We start from the raw sequence: 23,524 nt of genomic DNA on the forward strand, positions 1-23,524 counted from the left end.
TGATGCGTACAGCGGTTCCCGGGCTGCCGACACCCCATCCGATCGGGCTGGCGCTGCCCGCGCTCTACCTCGATGACGACTTCACCCAGCGGTTGACCGCCGGCCTGGACGAGGTGCTCGCCCCGGTGCTGCTCACCCTGGACTGTCTCGACGCGTACCTGGATCTGGAGCTGGCACCGGCGGACTTCCTGGACTGGCTCGCCGGCTGGGTGGCGGTGGAGGTCGACGAGAGCTGGCCGGTGGCGCTGCGGCGGGCGGTGGTCCGGCATGCGGTGCAGCTGCACCGGTGGCGCGGCACCGCCCGCGGCGTGGAGCTGGCGGTACGGCTGCTCACCGGCGGCACCGCGGAGGTCACCGACACCGGCGGGGTGAGCTGCTCGGCCGAACCCGGTGCCGCGCCGCCGGCGCAGTCGCCGCGCGCACACGTGCTGATCCGGGTGGCCGATCCGACGGCGGTGGACACCGAGCGGCTGCGGCAACTGGTGTCCGGGATGGTGCCGGCCCACGTGCCGACCGTGGTCGAGGTGACCGGGCAATGATCATCTGCGCCTCGTGCGGCACCGCCAATCCCGCCACCGAACGGTTCTGCGGCGAGTGCGGCGATTTCCTGGAGTGGTCGACGGCGCCCACCGACCCGCCGTCCGACGCGGCCGGCACCGCGGATCCCGTGCCCGCAGCGGAGCCGCCCGCGGCGGTGCAGCCGACGGTTGTCACCACCCCGCACCGGCGGCCTCCCCGGCGGGCGCCTAGTCGTACCCGTCATATCGGCGACGACTGGCACTGCGTCCGGTGCGGGGCCGGGAACGACCAGCAGCGCCGGTTCTGCGGGGCGTGCGGCGAACCGCGCCCGGTGGCCGTCGCCGAGACGGTGAAGCGGCCCTGGTGGCGGCGATGGCTCGACCGGATCACCGCGCCCCGCGTACGCCGCTCCGACCGGCGCCGCCGCGAACACGCACGTCGCCGGCTGCTCCTGGTCATCGCGCTGATCTGCCTGCTGACGATCGCCCTGGTCGGCGGCCCGCTGCTGGGCCGCCGCCTCGTCGACGAGGTACGCGACCGCGTCCAGGACCACGTTCCGCTGAACCCGGACACGGTGACCGCCTCGTCGCAGGAGCGCGACCACCCCGCCGCGCACATCGCCGACGGCGTCACCAACCGATTCTGGTCTCCGTCGACCGCCGCCGACGGCTCGTGGGTGGAGGCGCGCTGGGCCGATCCGGTACGGGTGCTCGACGTCGTGGTCACCTCCGGGGTCAGCACCGAGCAGGAGTTGTTCCTGACCGTCGGCCGCCCGGCGGTGCTCGCCCTCACCGCCACCACCGCCGACGGTCGCACCGTGGAGGGCACCCTGGAGCTGCGGGATCAGCCGGGCCCGCAGCGCTTCACCTTCGAGGCCGCTGACGTGGTACGACTACGGCTGGAGGTCCGCTCGGCCTATGGGCCGCGGTCGAGGCCGAGCCTGGCGATCGGGGAGGTGGAATTCTTCGGCCGCCGGTGACCGGCGCCGGGACCGGGAGACCGGACGCCGCCGGGTCCAGCCCGAGCGAGAGCAGCACCTCCCCGTAGCGGCGGCGGGCCTGCTGCGCGGCAGCGAGGTCGCCCGCGCGTTCGTGCGCGGCGATGAGCAGCCGCCAGCCCAGATCGTGGCACGGGTCGATCTCCACACAGCGGGCCGCCATCGCCACCGCCCGTACCGGTGCGGCGCTCTGCACGGCGTCCGCGGTGAGTTCCGCGCCCGCCAGGGTGGCCGCCGCCTCCGCCGCCTGACGGCGCAGCGCCTCCCGCGTGTTGACGACCCACTCGGCCGGGCCGTCCTCGGGCAGCAGGTCGCCGCGGTAGCTCTCCACCGCCAACCGCAGCGCTGCCAGACCCGTCTCGGTGCCGGCAGCGAGGCGGCTGCGCTCCAGCGCCTCCCGGAAGACTGCCACGTCGCAGTAGCCGCCCTCGGGCAGAGCGAACAGATAGGCGTCGCCGTCGCGGCAGAGCAGCGAGTCCGGACCGGCGCCGGGCAGGTTGGCGTCGAGGAAACGACGTAGCGAGGAGAGCGCCACGTGCAGTCGCTGGGTGGCGTTGCGCCGCTCCGCCTGCGGCCAGAGCGCGTCGACGAGGTGGTCCCGGTGCACCGGCCGCCCGGCGTGCATCGCCAGCAGCCGGGCCAGGGCGCGGGCCTGGGGACGCACCGGTGACCAGTCCAGCGTCCGGCCGTCGACGCTGAGCCGGAAACCGCCGAAGCAGCGCAGCATCACCCCGGCCCCGGCCCCGGCATCCGCGGTCCCGGTCCCCGGTGGCGCGCTACGCCAGGCGGCGACCAGCCGCGATGGCAGCCCGCTCTGCGCCGCGGCGCGGTCGAGCGCGGCCCGGACGTCGGGGCGCTGCGGGTCGGCGCGTACGGCGGCGGCGAGCGCGAGGGTCCGGGCGCCGGGGACGCCGGCTGCGCGGGCGGTGCTCTCCGCCCGGCGTACCTCCAGTTCGGCGTCGGGTCGCTGGTCCTGCACCACGGCGAGCGCCAGCAGCGACTGCGCCCAGGCGGTCAGCACCCCGCTGTCGAGTTCCCGGGCGGCGGTCACCAGTGCGGTCGCCTGATCCACGCCGACCGCACCGGTGCGTGACCGGCCGAGCTCGACGATCAACCGGCTGAGCAGCCCGCCCCACTGATCGCCGAGCCGGTCGCACTCCTCGGCCACGACGAGCGCCTCCTTGGCGCCGGCTGCGGTTCCGTCGACGGCGGTGACGGCGCGGGCGAGGCGCCCCAGCCACGGCAGTCCGGCCCGTTCGGCCCGCAGGGCGACGGAATCGAGCGCAACCGCCGCTGCCCGGCCTGCGGCGAGGGCCCCGGCGGCGACGAGCAGGCACCGGAGGGTGCCGGCCACGGCGTCGTCGTCGGGCAGACCGCGCAGCGCCCGGGCCGCGCCGGCCAGGTCGCCGGCGAGCAGCAGGGCGACGACGCGGACCAGTGCGCGCTCGGGCGGCGGCAGCGACTCGGCCTCACCGGCGACAACCGCGGGGTGGCGCCGGGTTGCCGCACGCAGCCAGCCCGACCAGTGCCCGCGCCAGGCGGGGGCGTCGGGGAGCCAGGCGAGTGCCGCGCTGCGCAGCAGCCGGCAGTGTGACAGCGCGGCGCCGGGTGCGAGCATCGTTTCGGCGCGGGCGAGGCGCTCCACGGCGAGCCCGACCTGCCCCTGGGCGACCCGGTGCCGGCCCTCGGCGAGGATCAGCCAGGGGTCGTCGCCGATGAGCCAGCCCGGCAGGACCTCGGCCCAGGCGTCCAGACCGTGTTCGGCCACCTCGATGCCGAGGCGGCCCAGCAGCCGGCGTACGGCGGGCCAGTCCTCGGCGCGGGCCTGGCAGCGGACCGCTTCGACCAGCGCCCCCTCCGCCTCCAGGATCTCGGCGGCCCGGGCGTGCCAGCTGCGCACTGCGGCCGCCCCCAGCTCCTGCGTCATGGTCGCCACCAGGTGTGCCCGGAGCACCTCGTGGTACCGGAACGTCCGTCCGCCGTCGTAGCTGACGGTGAAGGCCTGTCGCCGCTGCAGCTCGGCGAGGTGCCGCTGGCTGCCGCCGACACCGAGCAGCCGGTCGCAGCGGGCCGCGGTGGGGGCTTCGAAGACCCCGGTACGGCTCAGGAACCGCCGCAGCTCCTCGGGCAGGTCGGCGAGGACCGCACGGGTGAGGTAGCCGCCCGCGAGTGTCGCGCCGCCGGTGAGCGCGGCGACGGCCCGTCGTCGTTCGGCGAGCCCCCGGCCGTGAGTGGAGAGGTGGTAGAGGGTGAGGCCGGCGGCCCAGCCGCCCACGCGCCGCGAGAGGACGGCGACGTCGTCGGCGGGCAAGGGCTCCCGGTAGACCTCGCGCAGCAGCCGCTCCACCTCCCAGGCACGGAACCGCAGCCGCTCGGCGTCGACGAGGTGGTCACCGGGCAGTTCGTGGCGGGACGGGTCCAGCTGCGGCATCCGCCGGCTGGCGATCAGCACCTGTACACCGCCGCGACCGAGCGCGAAGGCGTGGTCCAGCACCGCGAGTTCGATCTCGGCGCCCTCGGTCAGGTGCAGGTCGTCGACGATCAGCAGCGAGGCGGGGCCGCGCGCGACAGCGTCCTCCCCGGCGGCGGTGTCCAGGCCGGCGCGCATCTGGGCCAGGACGCGGTCGGGGCGGGCCTGGGGCGTCTCGATGCGCAGCCAGGCGACCGGCACCCCCGCCGTGTCGGCGTACTGGCTCAGCAGTGTGGTCTTGCCCCAGCCGCCCGGTGCCACCACGAGCGTCGGCAGGCCGGGGTCGGCGCGCAGCGCCGCGGTCAGCCGGGACCGGACGAGGGTCTCCGCCGGAGGGCGTGGCCGGTCCACCCGCACCCTGCCCCCCTTCGCCGGGATGCCGGAACACGCAGTGGCCCGAGCGTCAATAGAACGACAACAGTCACTACGTTGCGCCTTCGCGGGCACTGCCCGCAAGGCCTGCGGGTCCGATGTGGCGCGATCGGAAAGGTCCGGCGATCCTCGCGGCGGGGCGACCCGCAGGCCCGGACGGGGTTGTTTCATGGCGCAGCTCACATCGAGGTGCATCGTATTCCCGTGGGTGGGTATCAGCTCTGAAGCCGACCTGAGGAGGAGACCGTGGCCGCGCTCATGGGTGCCATCTTTTTGATCTTCATCAGCCTGGGCACCGCTTCGCTGGTCGACCCGCCGCTGATCCCGATCGTCGCGGGGGCGGTCCTGGGTGGACTGACGCTCCTGCTGACCCGTGGCCGGCTGGTGCTGGTACGCCGGGGGCGCGACCGCGAGGTGGCACCCCCGCCGGTGCAGGCCGGCGCCGACGCCACGTCGCGCCCGGCCCAGGTCGGCGTGGTGGACAAGGGCGATCTGACTGTCGTCCCGCTGGACAGCCGCACCTCCTCGGCGCTGGCCTGTGCCGTCACCGGGATCTTCATGTTCAACCTGATCTTCGGCACACTCGGGATCGTGCTCGGCCTGATCTCGCTGCGCCGGGGCACGCCGGGCCGCTGGGGTCGCCCGGCGGCGGTCACCGCCGTCGCACTGGGCCTGATCGACCTGATCGTCCTGGCCGCCATCATGATCCCTCAGCTGAGCGACGGCACCCTCCAGCTGGGCTGAGCAGGGCCGATCACCAGGGTCAGTCGAAGCGCTCCCGGACGATCTCCAGCGCCTGCCGCAGCAGCGGGGCGAACGGCCCGTCGGGCTGGTGCAGCCACTGCCGCAGTGTGATCCGCAAGGTGGTCAGGAAAACCCCGGCCATCAACCGCGCGCGCAGCTCGGCGTCGGGGCCGGCGGGCATTCGCCGCTCCAGTTCGGCGGCGAGTTCGCGCTCCATCTCGGCGTGCACGGCCACCTGGCGGGCCAGCGCCGCCGGCTCGCCGCGGATCGGCCGGATCTCCTCGCGCCAGCCCGGATGCTCGACCCCGACCCGGGCTGTGAACTCCCCCACCGCGCCAATCAGCGCGGCCCAGTACGTCTCATCCGCCGGCCGGGCGTGGACGATCTCCACCAGCAGCCGCATCCGCATCTGCTCGCCGTGGAGCAGCGCCTCCTCCTTGCTCGAGAAATAATTGGAGAAGGTGCGGCGGGAGACACCGGCCGCGTCGGCGATCGCCTCCACCGTCACCTGGTCCAGGCCGCGCTCGCGGACGAGACGAAGGGCGGCGCGGTGCAGCGCCTCACGGGTCGCCTGCTTCTTGCGCTCCCGCAGGCCGGCCGGTTGATCCACGACTGCATGGTAGCCGGGTTGTGACACAGCTCCCTCGGCCAAACTTTGCACAGTGGGCAACAAGTATGGATAGTTGTGTGCGGCAACCATATTCTCTGGAGGCTGCATGCCGCACGTCCCGGACGCCGTCCCCGGCGCACTCCGCACCGAGCTACGAGAACTGATCAAGGTCATGCGGATGCTCCGCCAGCAGGAGGCCTACCAGGAATCCGCGGTCCCGGCCGGCCTGGCCGGCCTGCTGGCCGAGATCGCGCAGGCCTCGCAGGCCGATCCGGCCGTGGACGGCTGCCACGTGAAGGACCTGGCCGCGCGCTGCGGCCTGGACCCCTCCACCGTGAGCCGGGCCGTCAGCAGCCTCGTCGGCAGCGGACTGGTCGAACGGCACGCCGACCCGGCCGACCGGCGCGCCAGCGTCCTGACGCTCACCGGCGCGGGCCGGGCCGCCCTCGATGCCAAGCACGAGTGGTACGGCCGGCTCTTCGGCCAGGCGCTGGGCCACTGGAGCACCGAGGACCTGCAGACCCTGGTCGGCTACCTCCGGCGGTTCACCACCGACCTCTCCGACTGCCTGGGCACCGCGGTACCGCAGCCCAGGACCGGCACCACATCCGACTCCACAGCATCAATGGAGGCCGCTCGATGAGCGCAACGACCATCCGGGCGGATCACCCGGAGAACATGACCCACCGACAGACCATGGAGGCCCTCACCGGGCTGCTCCTGGTGCTCTTCGTCGCGATGACCAGCGGCACCATCGTCTCGACGGCGCTGCCGACCATCATCGGGTCACTCAACGGCAGCCAGACCCAGTACACCTGGGTCGTCACCGCGACGCTGCTCGCCGCCACCGCCTCCACCCCGATCTGGGGCAAACTCGCCGACCTGTTCAGCAAGAAGATGCTGATCCAGGTCTCGATCGTCATCTTCGTCGTCGGCTCACTGATCAGCGGCGCGGCCCAGAACACCGAGCAGCTCATCGGCGCCCGCGCCATCCAGGGCCTCGGTGTCGGCGGCCTGCAGGCACTGGTGCAGGTGGCGATCGCGGCGATGATCCCGCCGCGGGAACGGGGCAAGTACAACGGCTACCTCAGCGCCGTGATGGCGGTGGCGACGGTGGGCGGCCCGCTGCTCGGCGGCCTGATCGTCGACACCACCTGGCTCGGCTGGCGCTGGTGCTTCTACATCGGCGTTCCGTTCGCCATCGCCTCTCTCTTCGTGCTCCAGAAGACCCTGCGACTCCCCTTCATCCGTCGCGACAACGTCAAGATCGACTACTTCGGCGCGACCCTCATCGCGGCCGGCGTGAGCATCCTGCTGGTCTGGATCTCCTTCGTCGACAGCTCGTTCGCCTGGCTCTCCTGGCAGACCCTCGCGCTGGCCGGCGGCGGCGTGCTGCTGCTGGCCCTGGCGGTCCTGGTGGAGACGCGAGTCCCCGAACCGGTCATCTCGATGAAGGTCATCCGGCAGCCCACCACCGCCCTGGCCATCATCGCCAGCCTCGCGGTCGGCATGGCGATGTTCGGCGGCGCGGTCTTCCTCGGGCAGTACTTCCAGATCGGCCGCGGCTACACCCCGACCGAGGCCGGCCTGCTCACCATCCCGATGATGCTCGGCGTGATGATCTCCTCGACCGTCTGCGGCCGGCTGATCAGCATCTCCGGAAAGGTCAAGCCGTACATCGTCGCCGGTTCGATCGTGCTGATCGGCGGCTTCCTGATCCTGTCGACCATCGACCACCAGACCTCACTGCTCATCCTGAGCGCCGGCATGCTGCTGGTCGGTCTCGGTGTCGGCGCCACGATGCAGAACCTGGTGCTGATGGTGCAGAACACGGTGGCGCTCAAGGACATCGGTTCGGCCAGCGCCTCGATCGCCTTCTTCCGCTCCATGGGCGGCACGATCGGCATCTCGGTGCTCGGCGCCGTCCTGGCCCGGCGGGTGCAGGAGAACATGACCGCAGGCCTGACGGCGCTCGGCATCGACCCGGCGGCCTCCGGCGGGACCAGCGCACTGAACCTGACAGAGCTGCCGGCGCCGGTCGTGGCCGTCGTACGCGGTGCGTACGGCGACGCCACCGGGCACATCTTCCTCATCTCCGCGGCTATCGCGGTGATCAGCGTCGTCGCCTCGCTGCTGCTCAAGCCGACCGTGCTCCGCAGCAGCCTGGACCTGCCCGCAACAGAGAAGGGTCCGGACGCGGTCGCGGTGCCCGCGGGCGCACCGGCGACGAAGGCCCCGGAATCCGACGGCCGGGGTGCCGGCCCGGACTCCGACGGCCGGGGCGGTCCGCCGAAGGCGGCGGGCCTGAAGTGACCGACGGCGGCGCCGCCACCTGCCGGTGGCGGCACCGCCGCGAGTCGGACGAACGTACCGACCGGCCCGTGGGCGCCTGGCGCCCGCGGGTCGGCGCCGTTCAGGGACGCAGGATCAACCGGATCGGGTTGCCCTGCTTGCGGTGCACCTGCTCGACCGCCTTACCGGCGTCGGCCAGCGCGATCACACCGCTGATCGAGTCGGCCAGATCCAGCCGGCCCTGCCGGGAGAGCGCCACCAACTGCTCCACGTGCTCCGGTTCGGATCCGTAGTGCCCGAGCACCGCCTGCCCCAGGTAGGCGAAGACCGTGTCGGAGGGGATCGTCACCGGCTGCTGCGCCAGCCCCACCAGCACCAGCCGTCCCTTCTTGCCCAGCACCGTCAGCGCCTGCTCACGTACCGCCGGCACCCCGGCGAAGTCGAACGCGACGTCCAGTCCCCGGCCGCCGGTCAACGCGGCGAGCGCCTTTCGCAGCCCCGGATCGGCCGGATCCAAGGCGGCATCCGCGCCGAAGGCCAGCGCCCGCTCCCGGGCCGCCTCGTTCGGCTCCACGGCGATGACCGGCGCCGCCCCGACCAGCCGGAGCAGCTTGATCGCGTGGGCGCCCAGACCACCGACACCCCAGACCGCGACCGCTTCTCCGGGCCGGGTCTGCGCCGTACTGGTGATCGCCGCCCAGGGGGTGGAGACCGCGTCCGGGATGATGCAGGCCTGTTCGAAGGGAAGATCGTCGGGGATCGCCACCAGGGTCGTGGCGGAGGCCAGGGCGTACTCCGCCCAGCCGCCGTCGTAATCCACCCCACGGGTGTAGACGGTGCCCTTGGCGTCCATCTCCCCCGCCTGCAGCAGCACCCGCTGACCCGGCTGCCAGTCGGTGACCCCGTCACCGACGACGTCGACGGTCCCAGCCACCTCGTGGCCCAGAGTCACCACGTCACCGGAGAGGTAGAGCGGCGTGAGCGTGCCGTCGATCAGATGCACGTCGGAGAGGCAGACGCCGGCCGCCTCGACCTTGATCCGGACCTGGCCGTAACCCGGTTCGGGCACCGGGACCGTATCCAGGGCGAAGCGCCGATCCTTCACGTGCAGTCGTCCGGCCAGCATCTGAGCCACAGCTAGTCCTCTCGTCGGGTACGTCTGCCAGTTGCCCCGGCCGCAGCTCAGATGAGCCCGAGCGCGAGCATGGCCTCCGCCACCCGACGGAAACCGGCGATGTTCGCCCCGGCGACGTAGTTCCCGGGCATCCCGTACTCCTCGGCGGTGGTGTGGCAGCTGGCGTGGATCTCCTTCATGATCTCCTGCAACCGCTCCTCGGAATACCCGAAAGACCACGAGTCACGACTGGCGTTCTGCTGCATCTCCAGCGCGCTCGCGGCGACACCACCGGCGTTGGCGGCCTTGCCCGGGGCGAACCGCACGCCCGCGCCCTCGAAGACCCGCAGCGCCTCCGGGGTGGTGGGCATGTTGGCACCCTCCACCACCAGCCGGCATCCGCCCTCCACCAGGTTCGCCGCGTCGGTCGCGCTGATCTCGTTCTGGGTGGCGCAGGGAATGGCGACGTCGCAGGGCACCTCCCAGATCGGACTGCCGGGGACGAACGCGGCATGCGGACGGGCCCGGACGTACTCGTCGATCCGGACCCGCCGCAGCTCCTTGATCTCCTTGAGCAGCTCGAGGTCGAGACCCTTGTCGTCGCGGATGTAGCCGGAGGAGTCCGAGCAGCCGATCACCACGGCGCCGAGCTGCTGGGCCTTCTCCGCGGCGTAGATGGCGACGTTGCCGGAGCCGGAGACCAGCACCCGCTTGCCGTCGAGCCGGTCACTGCTTGTCCGCAGGACCTCGTCGGCGAAGAAGACGGCGCCGTAACCGGTGGCCTCCCGGCGCACCTGCGCGCCGCCGTAGCCGAGGCCCTTGCCGGTGAGCACGCCCGACTCGTACCGGTTGGTGATGCGCTTGTACTGGCCGAAGAGGTAGCCGATCTCGCGGCCGCCGACGCCGATGTCACCGGCCGGCACGTCGGTGTACTCGCCGATGTGCCGGTAGAGCTCGTTCATGAACGACTGGCAGAACCGCATGATCTCGCGGTCCGAGCGGCCCTTCGGGTCGAAGTCCGACCCACCCTTGCCCCCGCCGATCGGCATCCCGGTCAGGCCGTTCTTGAACGTCTGCTCGAAACCGAGGAACTTGACGATGCCCAGGTTCACCGAGGGGTGGAAGCGCAGGCCACCCTTGTACGGGCCCAGCGCGCTGTTGAACTCCACCCGGAATCCGCGGTTGATGTGCACCTCGCCGCGGTCGTCCTCCCACGGCACCCGGAAGATGATCTGACGTTCGGGCTCACAGATCCGCTCGATGATCTTCGCTTCGGTGTACTCGGGGTGCTTGTCCAGGGCCGGGATGATGCTTTCCAGCACCTCCAGCACGGCCTGATGGAACTCGCTCTCTCCCGGATTGCGCCGTACCACGTCCGCGAAGATCACCGCTGACTTGTCGCGTCCCGACATCCGTCCTCCTGCGCGTTCTCTGGGGCCTTGGGCGCCCTGACCGTCACCGGCCCGGCGACGAGTCCCCAGCGGGGCTCGCGGTAGGCCCGTTCAGCCGCGGGATCACGACGCTGTGGTCACGGCTGTTCGACCCGACGGGAGCACCCGTCGTGGCGGCAGACTAACCGCAAACGCGAACTCCGTTACAGACACGTATCGGGAGCGTGAAGATTTGGGACGGAGGCCACAGCTTTTCCGGGGGCGGTCAGGCGGGTGGGGACCGGAGGACACCGTCCCCACCCGCCACGCTCAGGCGCCGAAACCGGCGAAGAGCACCGAGGCCAGCGCGAGCGCCAGCGCCAGGTTGAAGACCGTCGCGCCGGCGAAGACCGCGATCGGCCGCCAGCCGGCCTCCCGCAGTGACGCCGCCCGGAACTCCAGGCCGATGCTGACGAAGGCCAGGATAAGGAACCAGGCACGAAGGTCGTTGACGATGCCGATGGTCGCCTTGCCGTCGGCGCCGGCCGAGCCCAGGTACCAGGTGGCGATCACCGAGGCCGCGACGAAGCCGAGGACGAACTTCGGGAACCGCGCCCAGAGCTCACCGAGGGCGGGCCGCGCCGCACCGGGCTTGCGCTCGACCTTGAAAGCGAAGTACGCGGTCAGCGCGACCGCCACCAGCCCCATCAGCGCGTTCTGGGTGACCTTGACGATGCTTGCGATCTGCAGCGCTTCCTCACCGGCGAGGGCGCCGGCCGCGGTCACCGCGGCGGTGGTGTCGATGTTGCCGCCGATCCAGGCGCCGGCGACGGCATCGGTCAGCCCGAAGACACCCGCCAGCCACGGCAGCAGGAAGATCGAGGGCAACGCGAAGATGATGACCAGGCTGGCGGTGTAGGCAAGCTGCTCCCGGCGGGCCCGCACCGCGCCCGCGGCGGTGATCGCGGCACTGACACCGCAGATCGAGACGGCGGCGGCGAGCAGCGCGCGCAGCTTGTCGTCGAGACCGAACTTGCCCGCCAGCCACCAGGTGAAGAAGAAGACCCCGGTGATCAGCAGGATCGCCTGCACGATCGCCGGACCGGCGGCGCTGGCGATGACCGAGAGGTTGATCGAGGCGCCGAGCAGCACCAGACCGGTCTTGATGAAGAACTCGGTCCGGAAGGCCGCGGCGATGCGGTCCCGGATGCCGGTGAAGGTGACGACGACGTTGCCGAGCAGGCCGAGCAGGATGGCGTAGACCGGGTACTCGATCGCCTTGGCGATCTTTTCGAGGCTGGTGCCCTCGAAATAGCCCGGCACGTTCGCCTCGAGGTAGCGGGTGAGCCAGGCGAGCCCGACGACCACCACCAGGCCGAAGAGGGTCCACGCCCAGAACGCGCCGGAGCGCGGCGACGGGGCGTACGTCTGATCGCCGGACTCCTCGGTCGCCACGGCGACGTCGGTGCTGTGGTCGCTGCTCATCACGGCACCAGCCCGGCGGGAATGGCGCCGATCAGGACCAGGGCGAGCAGGACGAGACCGAGGATGGTCGCGGCCCAGTCCTCGTTGATGTGGAAATGACTCTCCTTCGCCGTCGGCGGTGCCGAGGCGGACGGTTCTGCGCTCATCACGATTCCTTCGCGAGATGGGGGGTGCCCGACAGCGGCGCTGCTGTTGCGGGTGGGATGCCGGCCGCCGGTCAGGCAGCACGATGCGACAGCCGTCGATTCGCGGCTGCGCGGAAGGCGAGGACTGCCGGAGACCCGGCAGCAGGAGCTTCACCGCGCCGATGACGCGGCGCAGTCGCAGGTGAAGCAGGTGGTCGGCGATGCCCGTCGGGAGAAGAACCGACGGTGGCCTCAGGTGGTGCGGCGGTCGCCCGGACAGAGCTCGGACGCCACCCGCATCAGGTCGACGACCCGGCGGGAGGTGAGTCGGAGGCGGGGCAGCATGCGAGCAGTGTCCTATCAACCCGGTGGGTTATCAAGGTTTGCCCACCATGCGAGAGCGAAGGGGCCGTAGCACCCGGGCAGCGACGTGGGGGCCGCTGTCGCGGCCCCCACGTCGACGAAACGTCACCCGTCCACCGGTCGCCCGGCGCACGGCCGCGGTGTCACTTCCTGGACCGGGCGTCCTGCTTGGCCATCATCGGCTTCATGCCCTTGTCCATGTCACGCATGGCCCGCTTGAGCTGCGACTCGGACATTTTCGAACTGCCCTCGACGCCGGCCTTGTGAGCCTGGTTGCGCAGGTCGTGGAGCTGGTTGCGGTCACCCATCACAGGTCTCCCTCCTGACGGCGGAGGATCAACCCTCCGTCGCGAACCCGGCGCATACCCGGCCGGCTCGCAGCGGTAACCGCCATCGACCGGGCGGGTTCCGGGGGCGCAGCCAGACTGCCCACCGCCAGGGTCACGCTCAGGCTGCCCGCAGCCAGTCGGCGAGACGCTCGCCGGGCTTCAGGTCGGTGCGGTGGTAGCGGAACACAGTGCCCTGCCGCACCTCGACCCGCTCCGCGCCGATCAGACAGGGCAGCTTGCCCCGCTCGGCGTCGGCGATGTCGAACGCGACCAGCACCGGAACCTCCCGGCCCACGGACTGCCGCACCAGTTCGTACTCGAAGGCGGTCGGCTGCCGAAAGACCGGTGTGTGGAACAACGATGGGCAGGCGACGTATACGGCCTCCTGGAAGACAAGTTCCAGCCCGTGATCGCGGGACAGGTCAGTGCCCGCGGCCAGCCGCAGCTCACCGTCGGAGCAGGACGTGACGTCCCAGTCCCGCCAACTGCCCTCGGGAAGCTGCAAGTCGTACATGGCCGACATACTGCCAGAGACACGTCCACGATCGATGATCGACACCCGGCGCCGTACGGAGCGCAGATCCTCCTGTGAACCGCGTGACGTGCGTTGACGGTGGCCGCGCCGCAGCCGGGCGGGCATCGTCCCATGACGGTACGCGGTCACCGCCCTCTCTCCTCCGGGCCCACTGCCGTGACCTCCCAGAGATGGCCGTCGGGATCGGCGAACATGCCGGTGTATCCCCAGGGCTGCGCCGAGGGCGCGGTCACCACCTCGGCCCCGGCCGCACCGGCTCGCGCCACCATGGCGTCCACCTCGGCAGGGGTGGCTCCGGTCAGGCCGAGGACCGACTCGGCGTGCGTACGCGGCGCGACCTCGCGCGGGCCGAGCACCCAGCGGAAGCCGTCGGCGGGCACCAGCATGAGGCGCAGGCCGTCGTTGACGGCGAACTGCAGCGGCTCGGGGATGCCGTCCTGCGCGGGCTCGCCGATCGGTTCCAGACCGAGCGCCTCCTGGTAGAAGCGACAGGAGACGGCCCTGTCGGCGATCGGCATACTCACGACAACCTGCGCGTACGTCATTGGAAATCCTTCACAGTGATCGAAGTACGTCGACGACCGGCCTACGGTATCGCCGCACTGGCGACAGGATCTGCAGTACGCGCCCATGCGCGCCGCCGGGAACGGCCGCAGCCACGGGCACCGTCGTCGGCACGCTGCCACGGCACCGCACGTGGCAGCCCGGACCGACCGGCCCGCGTGGACAATGCCGGTGGGAGACCCGTCCGAGGTGGGCCGTAGTCTCCACCCCGGCGGCGGTAACCTTGCGCTCCATCGTTGTCGGCCGGGCGGTCCGCCGTCGGCCGAAGAAAAACGGCCCACGGTACGGAGGTTTGCGGCATGTCCCACGGCGGGGAGTCGTTCGCGATGCGCGGCGAGGCGGCCGGACGGCCGATGTTCGAGCAGGCACGTCGCGGCTACGAAAAGGTGCAGGTCGACCGTTACATCGACGATCTGCACGCCGCCTCGGCACAGCTGCGCTCCGAACGGGACCAGGCACAGCACCAGCTGCGCCGCCACGCCCAGCAGTTCGAACAGTTGCAGGCCGAGCTGGCCTCGCTGCGGGAACGGCCGGCGCAGGTGGACCGCGCCTCCTTCCGTGATCTCGGTCCGCTCGTGGAGCAGATCCTGGCGCTGGCCGAAAAGCAGGCCGGGCTGATCACCGAGGCCGCCGAGCAGCGGGCCGAGGAGCTACGCCACGAGGCGGAACTCATCCGCACCGAGGCACGCGAGCATTCCGCCGCCGTCCTGCAGGACCTGGAGGAGGAGCTGGCCGCGCGCCGCGCCGAGCAGGACAAGCTCTACGAGGAGCGCCGCGCGGCCGCCGAGGCCCAGCTCGCCGACATCCAGGAGCTGGTCGCCCAGCTGCGCGGCGAGGGCGAGGCCGCGTACGCGCACGCCCAGCAGGAGGCGACGCGGATCAGCGAACTGACCGCGCAGCAGGCCGAGGAGGCCCGGGCCGCCGCGGAGGCGTTCACCAAGGCGGCGCGTACGCAGATCCAGCAGGAGATCCAGGCGGCGCGGGCGCAGAGCCAGCAGGAGCTGGCCCAGCTGCGCGTCAATGTGGAGCGGGAAATCAACGAGCGGCGGGCCAACGCCGAGCAGGAACTCGCCGAGCACCGCGCCACCGCCGAGCGGGAGGTCGCCGCGCAGCTGACCGCCGCCGAGGAAAAGATCGGCACGTTGATCGGTGAGGCGCAGCAGTACTCGACCGAGGTACGCAAGCGCGCCGACGAGCAGGCGGCTCTGCACCAGGAGCAGCTGGAGGCCGTGCAGCAGGAGGTCGAGCGGCAGCGGCAGGCCCTGATGCAGCTGAACTCCGAACTGGACGCCGGCCGGCAGCAGCTCGCCGAAATCCAGCAGGAGGGCGCGGCCGCCGAGAACGAGTACACGCGGCTGCAGCGACAGGTCACCGAGATCCGCCGGGACCTCACCGCCGAGACGAACCGACTCGCAGAGGCCCGCCGGGCGGCGGATTCGGTCGAGCAGCACGCCAAGGACGTACGGGCGCGCGTGCAGCGGGAAGCGAAGCGGGTCGCGGACCTGGCGGCGGCTGCGGTGATGGCCGCGGCTGCGGGCGGCGGCTCGGAGACCGCGGAGTACCCGACGGTGCCGCAGCAGCGACCGGAGCCGACGCCGATGCCGGCCGAGCCGGCCGGCGAGCAGCCCACCGGAGAAATGGCAATCGCCTAGTCCACACCGAGGTTGCTCCCCGTCGGCGGCGCGGGCCGGCGTTCTTCCGCCCCGCCGCCAGGACTGCGGCTACTCGCAGTTGTTGCTGGTCAGCCGGACGGTGTACTCGGCGTCGTCGTGGGTGATGCCCGACGGCACCCCGTCGAAGTGGGTTTCGACCTTCTGCCACCTGCGGCGCTGCTCGTAGTGCAGGTGCGGCGCACCGGAGTTACCGGTGCTGCCGACCCGCCCGATCTGCTCGCCCTGGGCGACCCGCTGACCCACCTCGACCATCGGCGGTTCGAGCAGGTGCAGGTACTGCGTCTCCCACCAGCCACCGTGATCGATCTTGACCCAGTAACCACCACCGCGTCCGCGCGGCCCGTCCGGGTCCTCCGGCGTACGCCCACCGAGCGTGCCGTTGATTCCGGCGACGGTCACCGTGCCGGCGTAGGAGGCGAGCACCGGCTGCCCCCACGGCTCCCCCTCGATGGGGAACAGGTCGACGTCGAAATCGCCGTGACCGGGATAGGTGCCGATCTGCCACGTCTCGCCACAGCCGACCGGCATCTGGAAGAGCGGACGCGGACCCGGCTGCATCAACCTCGGCACCACCACCAGCGCGACGCCGACGAGGATCACGAGCACGGCCGCCACGAGGAGCAGGAGGCGCCAGACGCGGCGGCGCGGGCGTGGTCTGGTGGGGCTGCCGGTCGTCACGCCCGGAAGCATCGCAGACGCGAACAAGGCACCGCGACGCTGGCAGACCGCACCGGTACCGATTCCGGTGGCGCACCTCGATCCGTGGTTCCTCCCTACGATCACGGGATGCACAGGTCCAATGTCCGGGCAGCAGGCGACCAGGGTTGGCGTGCCCTCTCCCTCGACGTTGCCCGCCCCCGACGCGCCGGCCTTCAGGTGCAGGTGACCGGCCGGGGACAACTGCTCGTCGTTCAAGACGGGGAGGTCGTGCTCCTGGCCCAGGTTTGTCGCTTCCACACCGGGGCCGACTACCTCCGCACCAACCGGTTTCGCTCTCCCGTCTCGCCGATCCGGGCCGCACACGCCCGCGACCTGGTAGCCGGGGACACCGATTCCACACTGTCGCGTTGGGCGCACCACTTCGCGCGCGAACTGGCCGCGACAAACCTCGGTCCGTTGCAGACAGGACAGTGGGCCATCGGCCGTGACGCGCAGCTGCGAGCAGTTTCCGGCGCCCGAAGCCCGGCGGAGCGCTGGGGGGAGCTTCTGCTGACTGACGATCCCGACGGGTTCATCGACTGGCTCGTGCACAACGGCAGTGGGCAGGTCCTGCCGCTGCGGCGACTCTCGGACGTCGACGACGGACGGGTCAAGGCGTACCGCAAGCAGGCTCGTGAGGGATGCCTGCCGCCGATCCTGCTGTGGTGGATCAGCGGCCTCGACTGCTCCGTCGTTCTCGACGGTCACGATCGTTTCCGTGCCGCTCTCCTCGAGAACCAGGAACCACCAATGCTGACGCTACAGAGCGTCTTGGCAGCCCGGATGCAGCACGAGACGAACGATCACATCGCGAGGTATTCGGCCGCTGTGCCACAGATCGACAGGCAGGTCAGAGCCGGCATCCCCGGGGCCGCGGAGGCTCTCGCTGCCGCGCATCGCGTACTCGGAGAACGCGTGCAGAACGCCGCGATCAACTGTGGCCGTACCTCTGCCTGGCCGCTGCCCGGCGGCGATGCCTCCTGGTGGGCTGCCGTACGTCTCCACTCGTCAGGAGAGTTCGCCGCCACCCTACGGACGCAGCCCTACCGCCCCTAATGTCGGTGCCGAGGTGTTCGGATGCCACCTACGATGGCGCGGTGCAGCGATCCAACATCATGACCGCCGACGGCGAATCATGGCAGGCGCTCGTCCTAGACGTCGGGCGCCCCCGGCGGGCCAGCCTTCAGGTGCAGATCGCGGGCCGGCGACAGCTGCTGCTCCGGCAGGACGCCGAGGCGGTGCTGCTGGCCCGTACCCGGCCCTGCCGCAGGGACGTCGTCGATTACCTGCGCACCGACCGGTACCGCTCCCCGGTTCCGCCGATCCGCGCCGCACACGCCCGCATGGTGGCCACCGGTGACACCGGTTCCACGCTGTCCCGATGGGCCCATCACTTCGCGAGCGAACTGGCTGGCACCGATCTTGGTCCACTGCAGAGCGGCCGTTGGATCATCAGTGGTGACTCCGATCCCCAGTGGGGGCTGCACAAGACGTACTACACCGCGCAGCGCTGGGAACTGCTCTCGGGGGATCCCGAGGGGTTCATCTGCTGGTGGCCGACGTACGGCGGCGGACAGGTCCTGCCGCTGCGACAACTGTCGGACGCCGGGGACAGCCGGGTGAAGGCGTACCGGAAGCAGGCACGTGACGGGAGCCTGCCGCCGATCCTGGTGTGGTGGATCAGCGGTCTTGACTCCTTTGTCCTTCTCGACGGTCACGACCGCTTCCGTGCCGCAATCCTCGAGGGCCGACAACCGCCGATCCTGGCCCTGAGCAGCCTCTCCCCTGAGCAGAATCAGTGGTACGTGGAGGCCTACATCGCCCGGTACGCGCAGGCGATGCCGCATATTCGGAGACAGGCCGAGGCCCGGGTCGCGGGCGCCGAGGCGGCACTCGCCAACGCGCACCGCAAGCTCGGAGAGGACGTGCACGCGTGCGGAATCCACTGCGCCCCCACCCCGGCCTGGCCCTTACGCGGGGGCCTGGCCGCCTGGCGGGATGCCGTCCGCCTGCACACCTCCAGCCCGCCCGCGTGGACCGAAGCCGCGGAGGCTCCGTCGACGAACGGGAAACACCCGGCGGTTATCGCAGCGAGCTGACCTGGCCGTCCGCTGCCCGCCCCGCCCGGGTCACCGCCAGCCGGGCATCCGGTCGAGGGCGAGCGCGAGGCGGCGTCGCCAGTGTGCGGCGGTGCCGGGAATCGCCGGGTACTCGCCGACGAACTCAGCCCAGTCGACGTCCCAGGCGAGCACCGACTCAGCGGTGAAGTCGTCGGCCTCGGCGCCGTGCTCGGGGCGGAGCAGATCGCGGACGAGTTGCCGCTCCACGATTGTCCGCTCGGCCAGCAGCACCGCGTCGTAGAGGTCCTTGCCCTGCGGGTAGAGGTCGGTGGCGAGCCACATCAGCTTCCACGCCAGCGACAGCGCCGGGCCGGCGGCGGAGAGGGGACGGTCGATCCCGTCCAGACGGATCGGGGTGGGCGCGATCGGAAGCTGCTCACCGAAGACGAAGTCCGCCTGCACCGACCCGACCTGTCCGTCGTCGGTGGCGAACGGGACGAGCAGACGCCGACCGTCGGCGCGCTCGTAGGTCCAGATGTCGGAGCTCTCCACCCGGCCGGCGTCGAGCCCTGCTCCCGGCCGTTCCCGCAGAGCTTCCACGATCCCGGCCAGGATGGCATCCGCATCGGCACTGTGAACGGCCATCGACGGCGGGATCACGACGAAGTCGACATCCCCCGGCTCCCGTGCGGCGTCGCCGCACCAGGCCGGCATCGTCACACTGCCCCGCAGAACCAGGTGCTTCGCCCAGTGCGTGTCGGCGACGACGGCGAGCAGATGCCGCATCGCGCCGCGCCGGGCGGCCCGCCAGCGCCCGCCCTCGGCGGGGTCGGCGAAGACCGGCTCGCCCGCCCGGTAGGCGTCCTCGTACTGCTTGAGGGCCGGGTCGAAAACGGCCGGCTGCCAAACGCCCGGCCGGGGCGGCAGCGGACGGTAGGTGGCAGGTAGACCCGTGCCGCCGGGGAGCGGGGCCTTGCGCTCCTTCCGCCTTTCCGCCTCGCGCGCCCGGGATGACTCCAGCCATTCGGCATCCAGACCGATCCGGTCGTCGAAGACGACGTACTCCTCCTCGACGGCGGCGATGTCGTGGCCGTCGGCGGTGAACGCGGCGACGAGGGCGTCGAGCCGGGCACGGGCGGCAGCACGCCCCACGCCGTAACAGCGCTGCGTGACAAACCGCTCCCGGTGGCCGTCCTCCCGGATCCGCCGGGCGTTGCGCGACAAACGCGCGTCGTGCCGCTCGGCCAGTTCGGTGGCGGCCACCAGCGGGGTCACGCCCGGTGGCAGCAGGAGCTTGACGTGGTGCTCGAAGTACCGCCCCGGGGGTTGGGCAGCGGCCTCCTCGTCGGTTGCGGGCACGCCACTGCACCAGGGCGCGGCCTCGATCTTGGTCCGTACGACGTAGAGGCCCGCATGCCGCAGTCGCGCAGCCCACTGCTCGGCCGTACGCCGCTGCCCGTCCAGAAATCCGTTCCCGGTCAGCGTCAGCATCGGCTGCGACGGGGTACGGCCACCGTCCAGGACCACGTGGGTGTACTTCAACCCGTGCGTGTCGGCGAAGAGGGCGAGCCGATCCACATCCGGCGCCGCGACGGTGATGTGGATTTCGAAATGGCCGATGACCTCAGGTGAGGAATTCTCGTCAGGCACCGGCACACCCTACCGAGCCGGGCCGTTCGATGATCGACGCTCGCAGCCACCCGGCTCGGCGTACCGCTCAGAGCTGGACGACGTGCCCCACCCGGGGCGGCGTTCGTCCCGTCAGGACCTCCTGCCACGCCTGCTCCAGGTCGGCGGGTCCACTGCCGACCCGGACGTCGATCCACCCGGTGACGACCTTGGCGAAGCGCTGCCAGGCGTCGGCGAAGCGCTGGTCGAGCCCGTCACGGCCCCAGTCCTGGCGGCGCTTGCGCATCTGCACGGGGGCGAAGAAGACCTCCTCGGCAGCGGCGGCGTTCGGGATCTGGTTGGTGAGGCCGACCGCGACATCGCGTACGAGCTGGTCGCCGAGGTGCCCGCGCAGGGCCGCGCGGGTCGCGGGTGCGCCGGAGAGGTCCAGGTAGGCGGTCGGGACCGCGTCAAGGGTGCCGAGGTCGTCGTAGGAGACGACCTCGTCGTAGCAGCCGAGCGAGCGGGTGAATTCGACGTTGCCGGGCGAGGTGAGGCCGACCAGACGCGGGCCGCGGCCGTGCAGCTCGAACGCGGCGGCGTAGGCGGTCTTGCTGGACGCCGACGACAGCAGCAGCGTCTGAGCGCCGTAGAAGTCGTTGTCCACGACCTGGTCGGCGAGCATGAAGGAGGTGAAGAAGAGCGGCCGGAAGAGGATCAGCAGATCCTCCTGGTCCGCCCGGTAGGCCGGGTCGCCGGTGGTCAGCCGGTACGCGTTGTACGGCGAGGGCAGCTCGGCCCGGTGCACGCTCGCGTCACGGAACCCGGTGGCGTCCACCCGGTCGGGCCGCACCAGCAGGTGACCGGCGGGCGGCAGGTAGCCGTAGACGCGCTGCCCGGCCTCGACTCCCGGCACCTGCGACTCGACGACCTCGGCGAAGCCCCACAGTGGCGGCAGACCCCACTGCTGCTCGAGCCCGCCGGCGGCGGGCGGAAAGAACTCCCAGTAGCGCATCGCGTCGCCGAGCACCGCGTACGTGATGTTGTTGGCGGTGAGGCCGACGCGGTCGACGCGCAGCAGCGCCTCGCCGTCGGCGACGGCGGGCGTCGTGCCTTCGGTGAGGGTGGTGCGGGCGAGGTCGTCACGGGCCACGGCGAAGGTCCAGGTAGCAGCCATGACAGTGACGCTAGGCAGAGCTGAAAGACCAGACAAGTGCACTGAGAGTGCAAAATCCCACTCGCGCACCTCATTGACGGCAGCCGCTCCCCGCCGGAGCATGGCCACAACCGCGAGAACGGAGGTCAGCGATGGCGGTGACAGCGGAGGGCGACTTCCTCGCCGGTTTCCTCGCCGACGACCCGGATCAGCCGGTGGTGATGCTGAACCTGCTCCGTTTCGCCGAGGGCGGCCGGGCCTACTACCAGCAGTATTCGAAAGCCTTCGCCGAGACCGTCGCCCCGCGCTACGGCGTCGAGGTCGTCTACGCCGGCGACGGCGGCGACCCGCTCATCGCTCAGGCGGGCCAGCAGTGGGACGCCGTCCTGCTCGTCCGCTACCTGAGCCGGCACGCGTTCAGCCAGATGGTCGCCGACCCCGCGTACCGGCGCATCACGCACCTGCGCACCAAAGCGCTGAGCGAGGCCGTGCTGCAACCGACCCGCCCGTGGGGGCAACGCCGCCGTTGACTGTCGTCCCCGGATCGGTGGCGGGGTCAGTCCGCGAGTGCGGGGGCCGGAGCGGGGCGCTGCGCCATCCGCAAGTCGAGCCACCCCCCGGTCAACGCCCCAACGGCAGCGGCATCCAGAACGAGGCACCACATCAGCGCCTCGGGGAGCAGTGGCTGCGCGAGGAAGAACACGCCACTGAAAGAAACCGCCACCCAGAAAACGAAGAGCGCTATTTCCACCGCCGCCGCCGCCAGGAGGATCAGCGCCGCGGTCGAGGAATCCCGGTTACGTAGGGGCAAGAGCACGACGGGTACGAGCAGGCAGGCAAGAAGCAGCGACAGCCCGACGTAGGGCAGGTAGACGAGAAAAGCGACGCCGAACCGCCCGCCGCCCTCCATGTCGCCCCATCCGTCCGCGTCGGGTGCCGCGAACAGTCCATAGCCGAGCACTCCCCATGCGAGCGCCATCAGCAGAGCAGCCAGGCACCGCCAGAGACGTCCGGTCAGCGGGATCTGTGCCGGCTCCGGCTCGGGAGGCGGGGGGTTCGGCATTCGCCGACCGTACTGGATGATCAAGGGTTTGGGGGGCTCAGACCGGCCCGGAGTGGGCCGGCCTGAGCGTCCGGCGGCGGTGGCTACCAGGTCACCGGGAGCGCGGCCGGGCCGAGGATGGTGTGCCCGTCCTTCCATCGGACCTCGTCGGCGCCGACGGCCAGGCGCAGACCTGGCAGCTCCTTGATCAGCAGCGCCAGCGCGGTGCGGACCTCCAGCGCACCCAACGGCGCGCCGATGCAGTAGTGCGGCCCGTACCCGAAGGAGAGGTGCGGGTTGGGGTCCCGGTCGAAGTCCATCCGCTCCGGGTCGACGAAGACCTCCGGGTCGCGGTTGGCGGCGTCGTGCGAGGGGATCACGATGTCGCCCTCACGCAGCTTGGCGCCACTGGGCAACTCCACGTCCCGCATCACCCGGCGCGGCATCTCGTCGCCGTTGGAGGTGGAGAAGAGCCGCTCCATCTCGGTGACCGCCGAATCCACCTTCTCCGGGTGGGCGACGAGGTACTCCCACCCGGTCGGGTGCTCGCCGTACGGGCGGGTCTGCAGCAGGTAGACCATGGTGGTGATCGCGCTGGCGGTGGTCTCCCAGCCGCCCACGACCAGCGAGATCGGAAGCTTGATCTGCACGTCCATCGGCTGGTCGGCGGTGCCGTTGGCGATCCGCGTCAGCAGGTCGGTGGCCGGGCAGCCCCGGCGCGCCTCCAGCTGCCCCCAGAGGTAGCCGCCCATCTCGGCGGCCGAGCGGTTGGCCTCCTCGCGGCTGAGGTCACCGGAGCCGAGGAAGGAGTCGCCCCACGCGCGGAACTGCGCGCGGTCGGCGGCGGGCAGGCCGAGCAGGTCGCAGACGACGTCCAGGGTGAAGGGGATCGCGAAGTCCTGGACCAGGTCGCCGGCGCCGGACCTGCCGCGCAGCCCGGCCAGGTGCGTCTCGGCGGTGGCCTGCACGGTGGCGCTCAGTCCGCCGATGGCCGACTTGGTGAAGGCGTCCTTGATGGTGCCCCGCACCTGCCCGTGCTCCGGGTCGTCGAGCGCGAGCATCGTTCCCGACACGTCGACGTGGTCGGCGTGCGCGGCGGCTGCCCGGCTGAAAAGGTCCTGCCGGCGCAGCACCTCCCGCACGTCGGCGTACCTGCAGATCAGCAGCGCCGGCTGCGGTTCGCCGTTGACCTGGCGGACGACCGGCACCACGCCCGTGCCGGAGGCGGCGAAACGCGCGTAGTTCGGGTGCTTGTCCGGACCGGGAAGGCGGATCACGCCGTCGGCGTCGGTGTAGAACGGGTGACGCAGTGCGGTCGCAGCGTCCTGCTCTGTGTTGATCATGGGGCCAACGATCCCACCTCCGACCACATTAGACAACCATCTGGTGACCAGTTG

The 23,524-nt window shown here is 71.3% G+C and carries 23 protein-coding genes; 9 read left to right on the forward strand and 14 right to left on the reverse strand.

Annotated features, from left to right (window positions below; genetic code table 11):
* Positions 1-2 precede the first annotated feature (2 nt).
* Both ACK8GG_RS14720 and ACK8GG_RS14725 read left to right on the forward strand, forming a co-directional pair.
* Positions 3-539, forward strand: coding sequence for a phage tail protein (locus tag ACK8GG_RS14720; RefSeq protein WP_440356563.1), 537 nt, complete (start codon positions 3-5; stop codon positions 537-539).
* A complete protein-coding gene (locus tag ACK8GG_RS14725; RefSeq protein ID WP_440350860.1) occupies positions 536-1,498 on the forward strand; it encodes an NADase-type glycan-binding domain-containing protein in 963 nt (320 codons plus the stop codon). Before ACK8GG_RS14720 ends, ACK8GG_RS14725 begins: the two co-directional genes overlap by 4 nt.
* On the opposite strand, the gene ACK8GG_RS14730 is transcribed toward ACK8GG_RS14725, so the two are convergent.
* The gene (locus ACK8GG_RS14730) at positions 1,383-4,343 is read right to left on the reverse strand and encodes an AfsR/SARP family transcriptional regulator (RefSeq protein ID WP_440356564.1); all 2,961 of its coding nucleotides are present in this window, start codon (positions 4,341-4,343) and stop codon (positions 1,383-1,385) included. The genes ACK8GG_RS14725 and ACK8GG_RS14730 overlap by 116 nt on opposite strands.
* 261 nt (positions 4,344-4,604) lie before the next feature.
* Between ACK8GG_RS14730 and ACK8GG_RS14735 the strand changes: the two genes are divergently transcribed.
* Positions 4,605-5,102 carry a hypothetical protein gene (locus ACK8GG_RS14735; RefSeq protein ID WP_440356565.1) on the forward strand — a complete coding sequence of 166 codons (498 nt, stop codon included), beginning with the start codon at positions 4,605-4,607 and terminating at the stop codon, positions 5,100-5,102.
* A 19-nt stretch (positions 5,103-5,121) separates the two neighbouring features.
* Here ACK8GG_RS14735 and ACK8GG_RS14740 read toward each other — a convergent pair whose 3' ends face one another.
* Positions 5,122-5,712: a TetR/AcrR family transcriptional regulator gene (locus tag ACK8GG_RS14740; protein ID WP_440353688.1), complete on the reverse strand. Its 591-nt coding sequence runs from the start codon at positions 5,710-5,712 to the stop codon at positions 5,122-5,124.
* Between the two features lie 106 nt (positions 5,713-5,818).
* On the opposite strand from ACK8GG_RS14740, the gene ACK8GG_RS14745 reads away from it, so the two are divergent.
* Both ACK8GG_RS14745 and ACK8GG_RS14750 read left to right on the forward strand, forming a co-directional pair.
* Positions 5,819-6,355 carry a MarR family winged helix-turn-helix transcriptional regulator gene (locus ACK8GG_RS14745; RefSeq protein ID WP_440353687.1) on the forward strand — a complete coding sequence of 179 codons (537 nt, stop codon included), beginning with the start codon at positions 5,819-5,821 and terminating at the stop codon, positions 6,353-6,355.
* On the forward strand, positions 6,352-8,025 hold the full coding sequence (locus tag ACK8GG_RS14750; RefSeq protein ID WP_440353686.1) for an MDR family MFS transporter: 1,674 nt from the start codon (positions 6,352-6,354) through the stop codon (positions 8,023-8,025). Before ACK8GG_RS14745 ends, ACK8GG_RS14750 begins: the two co-directional genes overlap by 4 nt.
* Positions 8,026-8,125: 100 nt before the next feature.
* On the opposite strand, the gene ACK8GG_RS14755 is transcribed toward ACK8GG_RS14750, so the two are convergent.
* From ACK8GG_RS14755 to ACK8GG_RS14785, 7 genes are all read right to left on the reverse strand, one after another.
* Positions 8,126-9,130, reverse strand: coding sequence for a zinc-binding dehydrogenase (locus ACK8GG_RS14755; protein WP_440356603.1), 1,005 nt, complete (start codon positions 9,128-9,130; stop codon positions 8,126-8,128).
* 56 nt (positions 9,131-9,186) lie between these two features.
* Positions 9,187-10,530, reverse strand: coding sequence for an NADP-specific glutamate dehydrogenase (gdhA, locus tag ACK8GG_RS14760; RefSeq protein WP_440353685.1), 1,344 nt, complete (start codon positions 10,528-10,530; stop codon positions 9,187-9,189).
* Positions 10,531-10,818: 288 nt separating this feature from the next.
* Positions 10,819-11,973 (reverse strand): YeiH family protein, encoded by a 1,155-nt coding sequence (locus tag ACK8GG_RS14765; RefSeq protein WP_440356566.1) that lies wholly within the window; start codon positions 11,971-11,973, stop codon positions 10,819-10,821.
* Entirely contained in the window at positions 11,973-12,119 is a 147-nt protein-coding gene (locus tag ACK8GG_RS14770; RefSeq protein ID WP_440350288.1) for a hypothetical protein, read from the reverse strand. Before ACK8GG_RS14770 ends, ACK8GG_RS14765 begins: the two co-directional genes overlap by 1 nt.
* A gap of 485 nt (positions 12,120-12,604) precedes the next feature.
* Complete coding sequence (locus ACK8GG_RS14775; protein WP_440356567.1) at positions 12,605-12,769, reverse strand: hypothetical protein; 165 nt, start codon at positions 12,767-12,769, stop codon at positions 12,605-12,607.
* Positions 12,770-12,908: 139 nt separating this feature from the next.
* Positions 12,909-13,304, reverse strand: coding sequence for a hypothetical protein (locus tag ACK8GG_RS14780; RefSeq protein WP_440350284.1), 396 nt, complete (start codon positions 13,302-13,304; stop codon positions 12,909-12,911).
* A gap of 146 nt (positions 13,305-13,450) precedes the next feature.
* The gene (locus tag ACK8GG_RS14785) at positions 13,451-13,870 is read right to left on the reverse strand and encodes a VOC family protein (protein ID WP_440350283.1); all 420 of its coding nucleotides are present in this window, start codon (positions 13,868-13,870) and stop codon (positions 13,451-13,453) included.
* Positions 13,871-14,188: 318 nt separating this feature from the next.
* Between ACK8GG_RS14785 and ACK8GG_RS14790 the strand changes: the two genes are divergently transcribed.
* On the forward strand, positions 14,189-15,541 hold the full coding sequence (locus ACK8GG_RS14790) for a coiled-coil domain-containing protein (protein ID WP_440356568.1): 1,353 nt from the start codon (positions 14,189-14,191) through the stop codon (positions 15,539-15,541).
* Between the two features lie 69 nt (positions 15,542-15,610).
* Here ACK8GG_RS14790 and ACK8GG_RS14795 read toward each other — a convergent pair whose 3' ends face one another.
* The gene (locus tag ACK8GG_RS14795; RefSeq protein WP_440356569.1) at positions 15,611-16,240 is read right to left on the reverse strand and encodes a M23 family metallopeptidase; all 630 of its coding nucleotides are present in this window, start codon (positions 16,238-16,240) and stop codon (positions 15,611-15,613) included.
* 204 nt (positions 16,241-16,444) lie between these two features.
* On the opposite strand from ACK8GG_RS14795, the gene ACK8GG_RS14800 reads away from it, so the two are divergent.
* Positions 16,445-17,317, forward strand: coding sequence for a hypothetical protein (locus tag ACK8GG_RS14800; RefSeq protein WP_440356570.1), 873 nt, complete (start codon positions 16,445-16,447; stop codon positions 17,315-17,317).
* The gene (locus ACK8GG_RS14805) at positions 17,317-18,360 is read left to right on the forward strand and encodes a ParB/Srx family N-terminal domain-containing protein (RefSeq protein ID WP_440356571.1); all 1,044 of its coding nucleotides are present in this window, start codon (positions 17,317-17,319) and stop codon (positions 18,358-18,360) included. The genes ACK8GG_RS14800 and ACK8GG_RS14805 overlap by 1 nt, the downstream gene beginning before the upstream one ends.
* Before the next feature lie 30 nt (positions 18,361-18,390).
* Here ACK8GG_RS14805 and ACK8GG_RS14810 read toward each other — a convergent pair whose 3' ends face one another.
* Entirely contained in the window at positions 18,391-19,971 is a 1,581-nt protein-coding gene (locus ACK8GG_RS14810) for a nucleotidyl transferase AbiEii/AbiGii toxin family protein (protein ID WP_440353679.1), read from the reverse strand.
* A gap of 67 nt (positions 19,972-20,038) precedes the next feature.
* Positions 20,039-21,106, reverse strand: a complete 1,068-nt coding sequence (locus ACK8GG_RS14815; RefSeq protein WP_440356572.1) for a DUF2855 family protein — start codon at positions 21,104-21,106, stop codon at positions 20,039-20,041.
* A 131-nt stretch (positions 21,107-21,237) separates the two neighbouring features.
* Here ACK8GG_RS14815 and ACK8GG_RS14820 point away from each other — a divergent pair, with 131 nt between their 5' ends.
* Positions 21,238-21,615: a DUF1330 domain-containing protein gene (locus ACK8GG_RS14820; protein WP_440356573.1), complete on the forward strand. Its 378-nt coding sequence runs from the start codon at positions 21,238-21,240 to the stop codon at positions 21,613-21,615.
* 26 nt (positions 21,616-21,641) lie between these two features.
* Here the strand turns inward: ACK8GG_RS14820 and ACK8GG_RS14825 are convergent, their stop codons facing one another.
* Positions 21,642-22,148: a hypothetical protein gene (locus tag ACK8GG_RS14825; RefSeq protein ID WP_440350276.1), complete on the reverse strand. Its 507-nt coding sequence runs from the start codon at positions 22,146-22,148 to the stop codon at positions 21,642-21,644.
* Positions 22,149-22,231: 83 nt separating this feature from the next.
* Positions 22,232-23,470, reverse strand: a complete 1,239-nt coding sequence (locus ACK8GG_RS14830) for a cytochrome P450 (protein ID WP_440353678.1) — start codon at positions 23,468-23,470, stop codon at positions 22,232-22,234.
* Between the last annotated feature and the right edge of the window lie 54 nt (positions 23,471-23,524).

It is taken from the genome of Melissospora conviva (assembly GCF_049523535.1).
GTDB lineage: Bacteria > Actinomycetota > Actinomycetes > Mycobacteriales > Micromonosporaceae > Melissospora > Melissospora conviva.

Bases quoted from the DNA above. Each gene is read 5' to 3' on its own strand.
- ACK8GG_RS14725 (WP_440350860.1), top strand. From the start codon at position 536: ATGATCATCTGCGCCTCGTGCGGCACCGCCAATCCCGCCACCGAACGG.
- gdhA (WP_440353685.1), bottom strand. From the start codon at position 10,530: ATGTCGGGACGCGACAAGTCAGCGGTGATCTTCGCGGACGTGGTACGG.
- ACK8GG_RS14790 (WP_440356568.1), top strand. From the start codon at position 14,189: ATGTCCCACGGCGGGGAGTCGTTCGCGATGCGCGGCGAGGCGGCCGGA.
- ACK8GG_RS14825 (WP_440350276.1), bottom strand. From the start codon at position 22,148: ATGCCGAACCCCCCGCCTCCCGAGCCGGAGCCGGCACAGATCCCGCTG.
- ACK8GG_RS14765 (WP_440356566.1), bottom strand. From the start codon at position 11,973: ATGAGCAGCGACCACAGCACCGACGTCGCCGTGGCGACCGAGGAGTCC.
- ACK8GG_RS14820 (WP_440356573.1), top strand. From the start codon at position 21,238: ATGGCGGTGACAGCGGAGGGCGACTTCCTCGCCGGTTTCCTCGCCGAC.
- ACK8GG_RS14785 (WP_440350283.1), bottom strand. From the start codon at position 13,870: ATGACGTACGCGCAGGTTGTCGTGAGTATGCCGATCGCCGACAGGGCC.
- ACK8GG_RS14830 (WP_440353678.1), bottom strand. From the start codon at position 23,470: ATGATCAACACAGAGCAGGACGCTGCGACCGCACTGCGTCACCCGTTC.
- ACK8GG_RS14780 (WP_440350284.1), bottom strand. From the start codon at position 13,304: ATGTACGACTTGCAGCTTCCCGAGGGCAGTTGGCGGGACTGGGACGTC.
- ACK8GG_RS14770 (WP_440350288.1), bottom strand. From the start codon at position 12,119: ATGAGCGCAGAACCGTCCGCCTCGGCACCGCCGACGGCGAAGGAGAGT.
- ACK8GG_RS14775 (WP_440356567.1), bottom strand. From the start codon at position 12,769: ATGGGTGACCGCAACCAGCTCCACGACCTGCGCAACCAGGCTCACAAG.
- ACK8GG_RS14815 (WP_440356572.1), bottom strand. From the start codon at position 21,106: ATGGCTGCTACCTGGACCTTCGCCGTGGCCCGTGACGACCTCGCCCGC.
- ACK8GG_RS14720 (WP_440356563.1), top strand. From the start codon at position 3: ATGCGTACAGCGGTTCCCGGGCTGCCGACACCCCATCCGATCGGGCTG.
- ACK8GG_RS14750 (WP_440353686.1), top strand. From the start codon at position 6,352: ATGAGCGCAACGACCATCCGGGCGGATCACCCGGAGAACATGACCCAC.
- ACK8GG_RS14755 (WP_440356603.1), bottom strand. From the start codon at position 9,130: ATGCTGGCCGGACGACTGCACGTGAAGGATCGGCGCTTCGCCCTGGAT.
- ACK8GG_RS14745 (WP_440353687.1), top strand. From the start codon at position 5,819: ATGCCGCACGTCCCGGACGCCGTCCCCGGCGCACTCCGCACCGAGCTA.
- ACK8GG_RS14805 (WP_440356571.1), top strand. From the start codon at position 17,317: ATGTCGGTGCCGAGGTGTTCGGATGCCACCTACGATGGCGCGGTGCAG.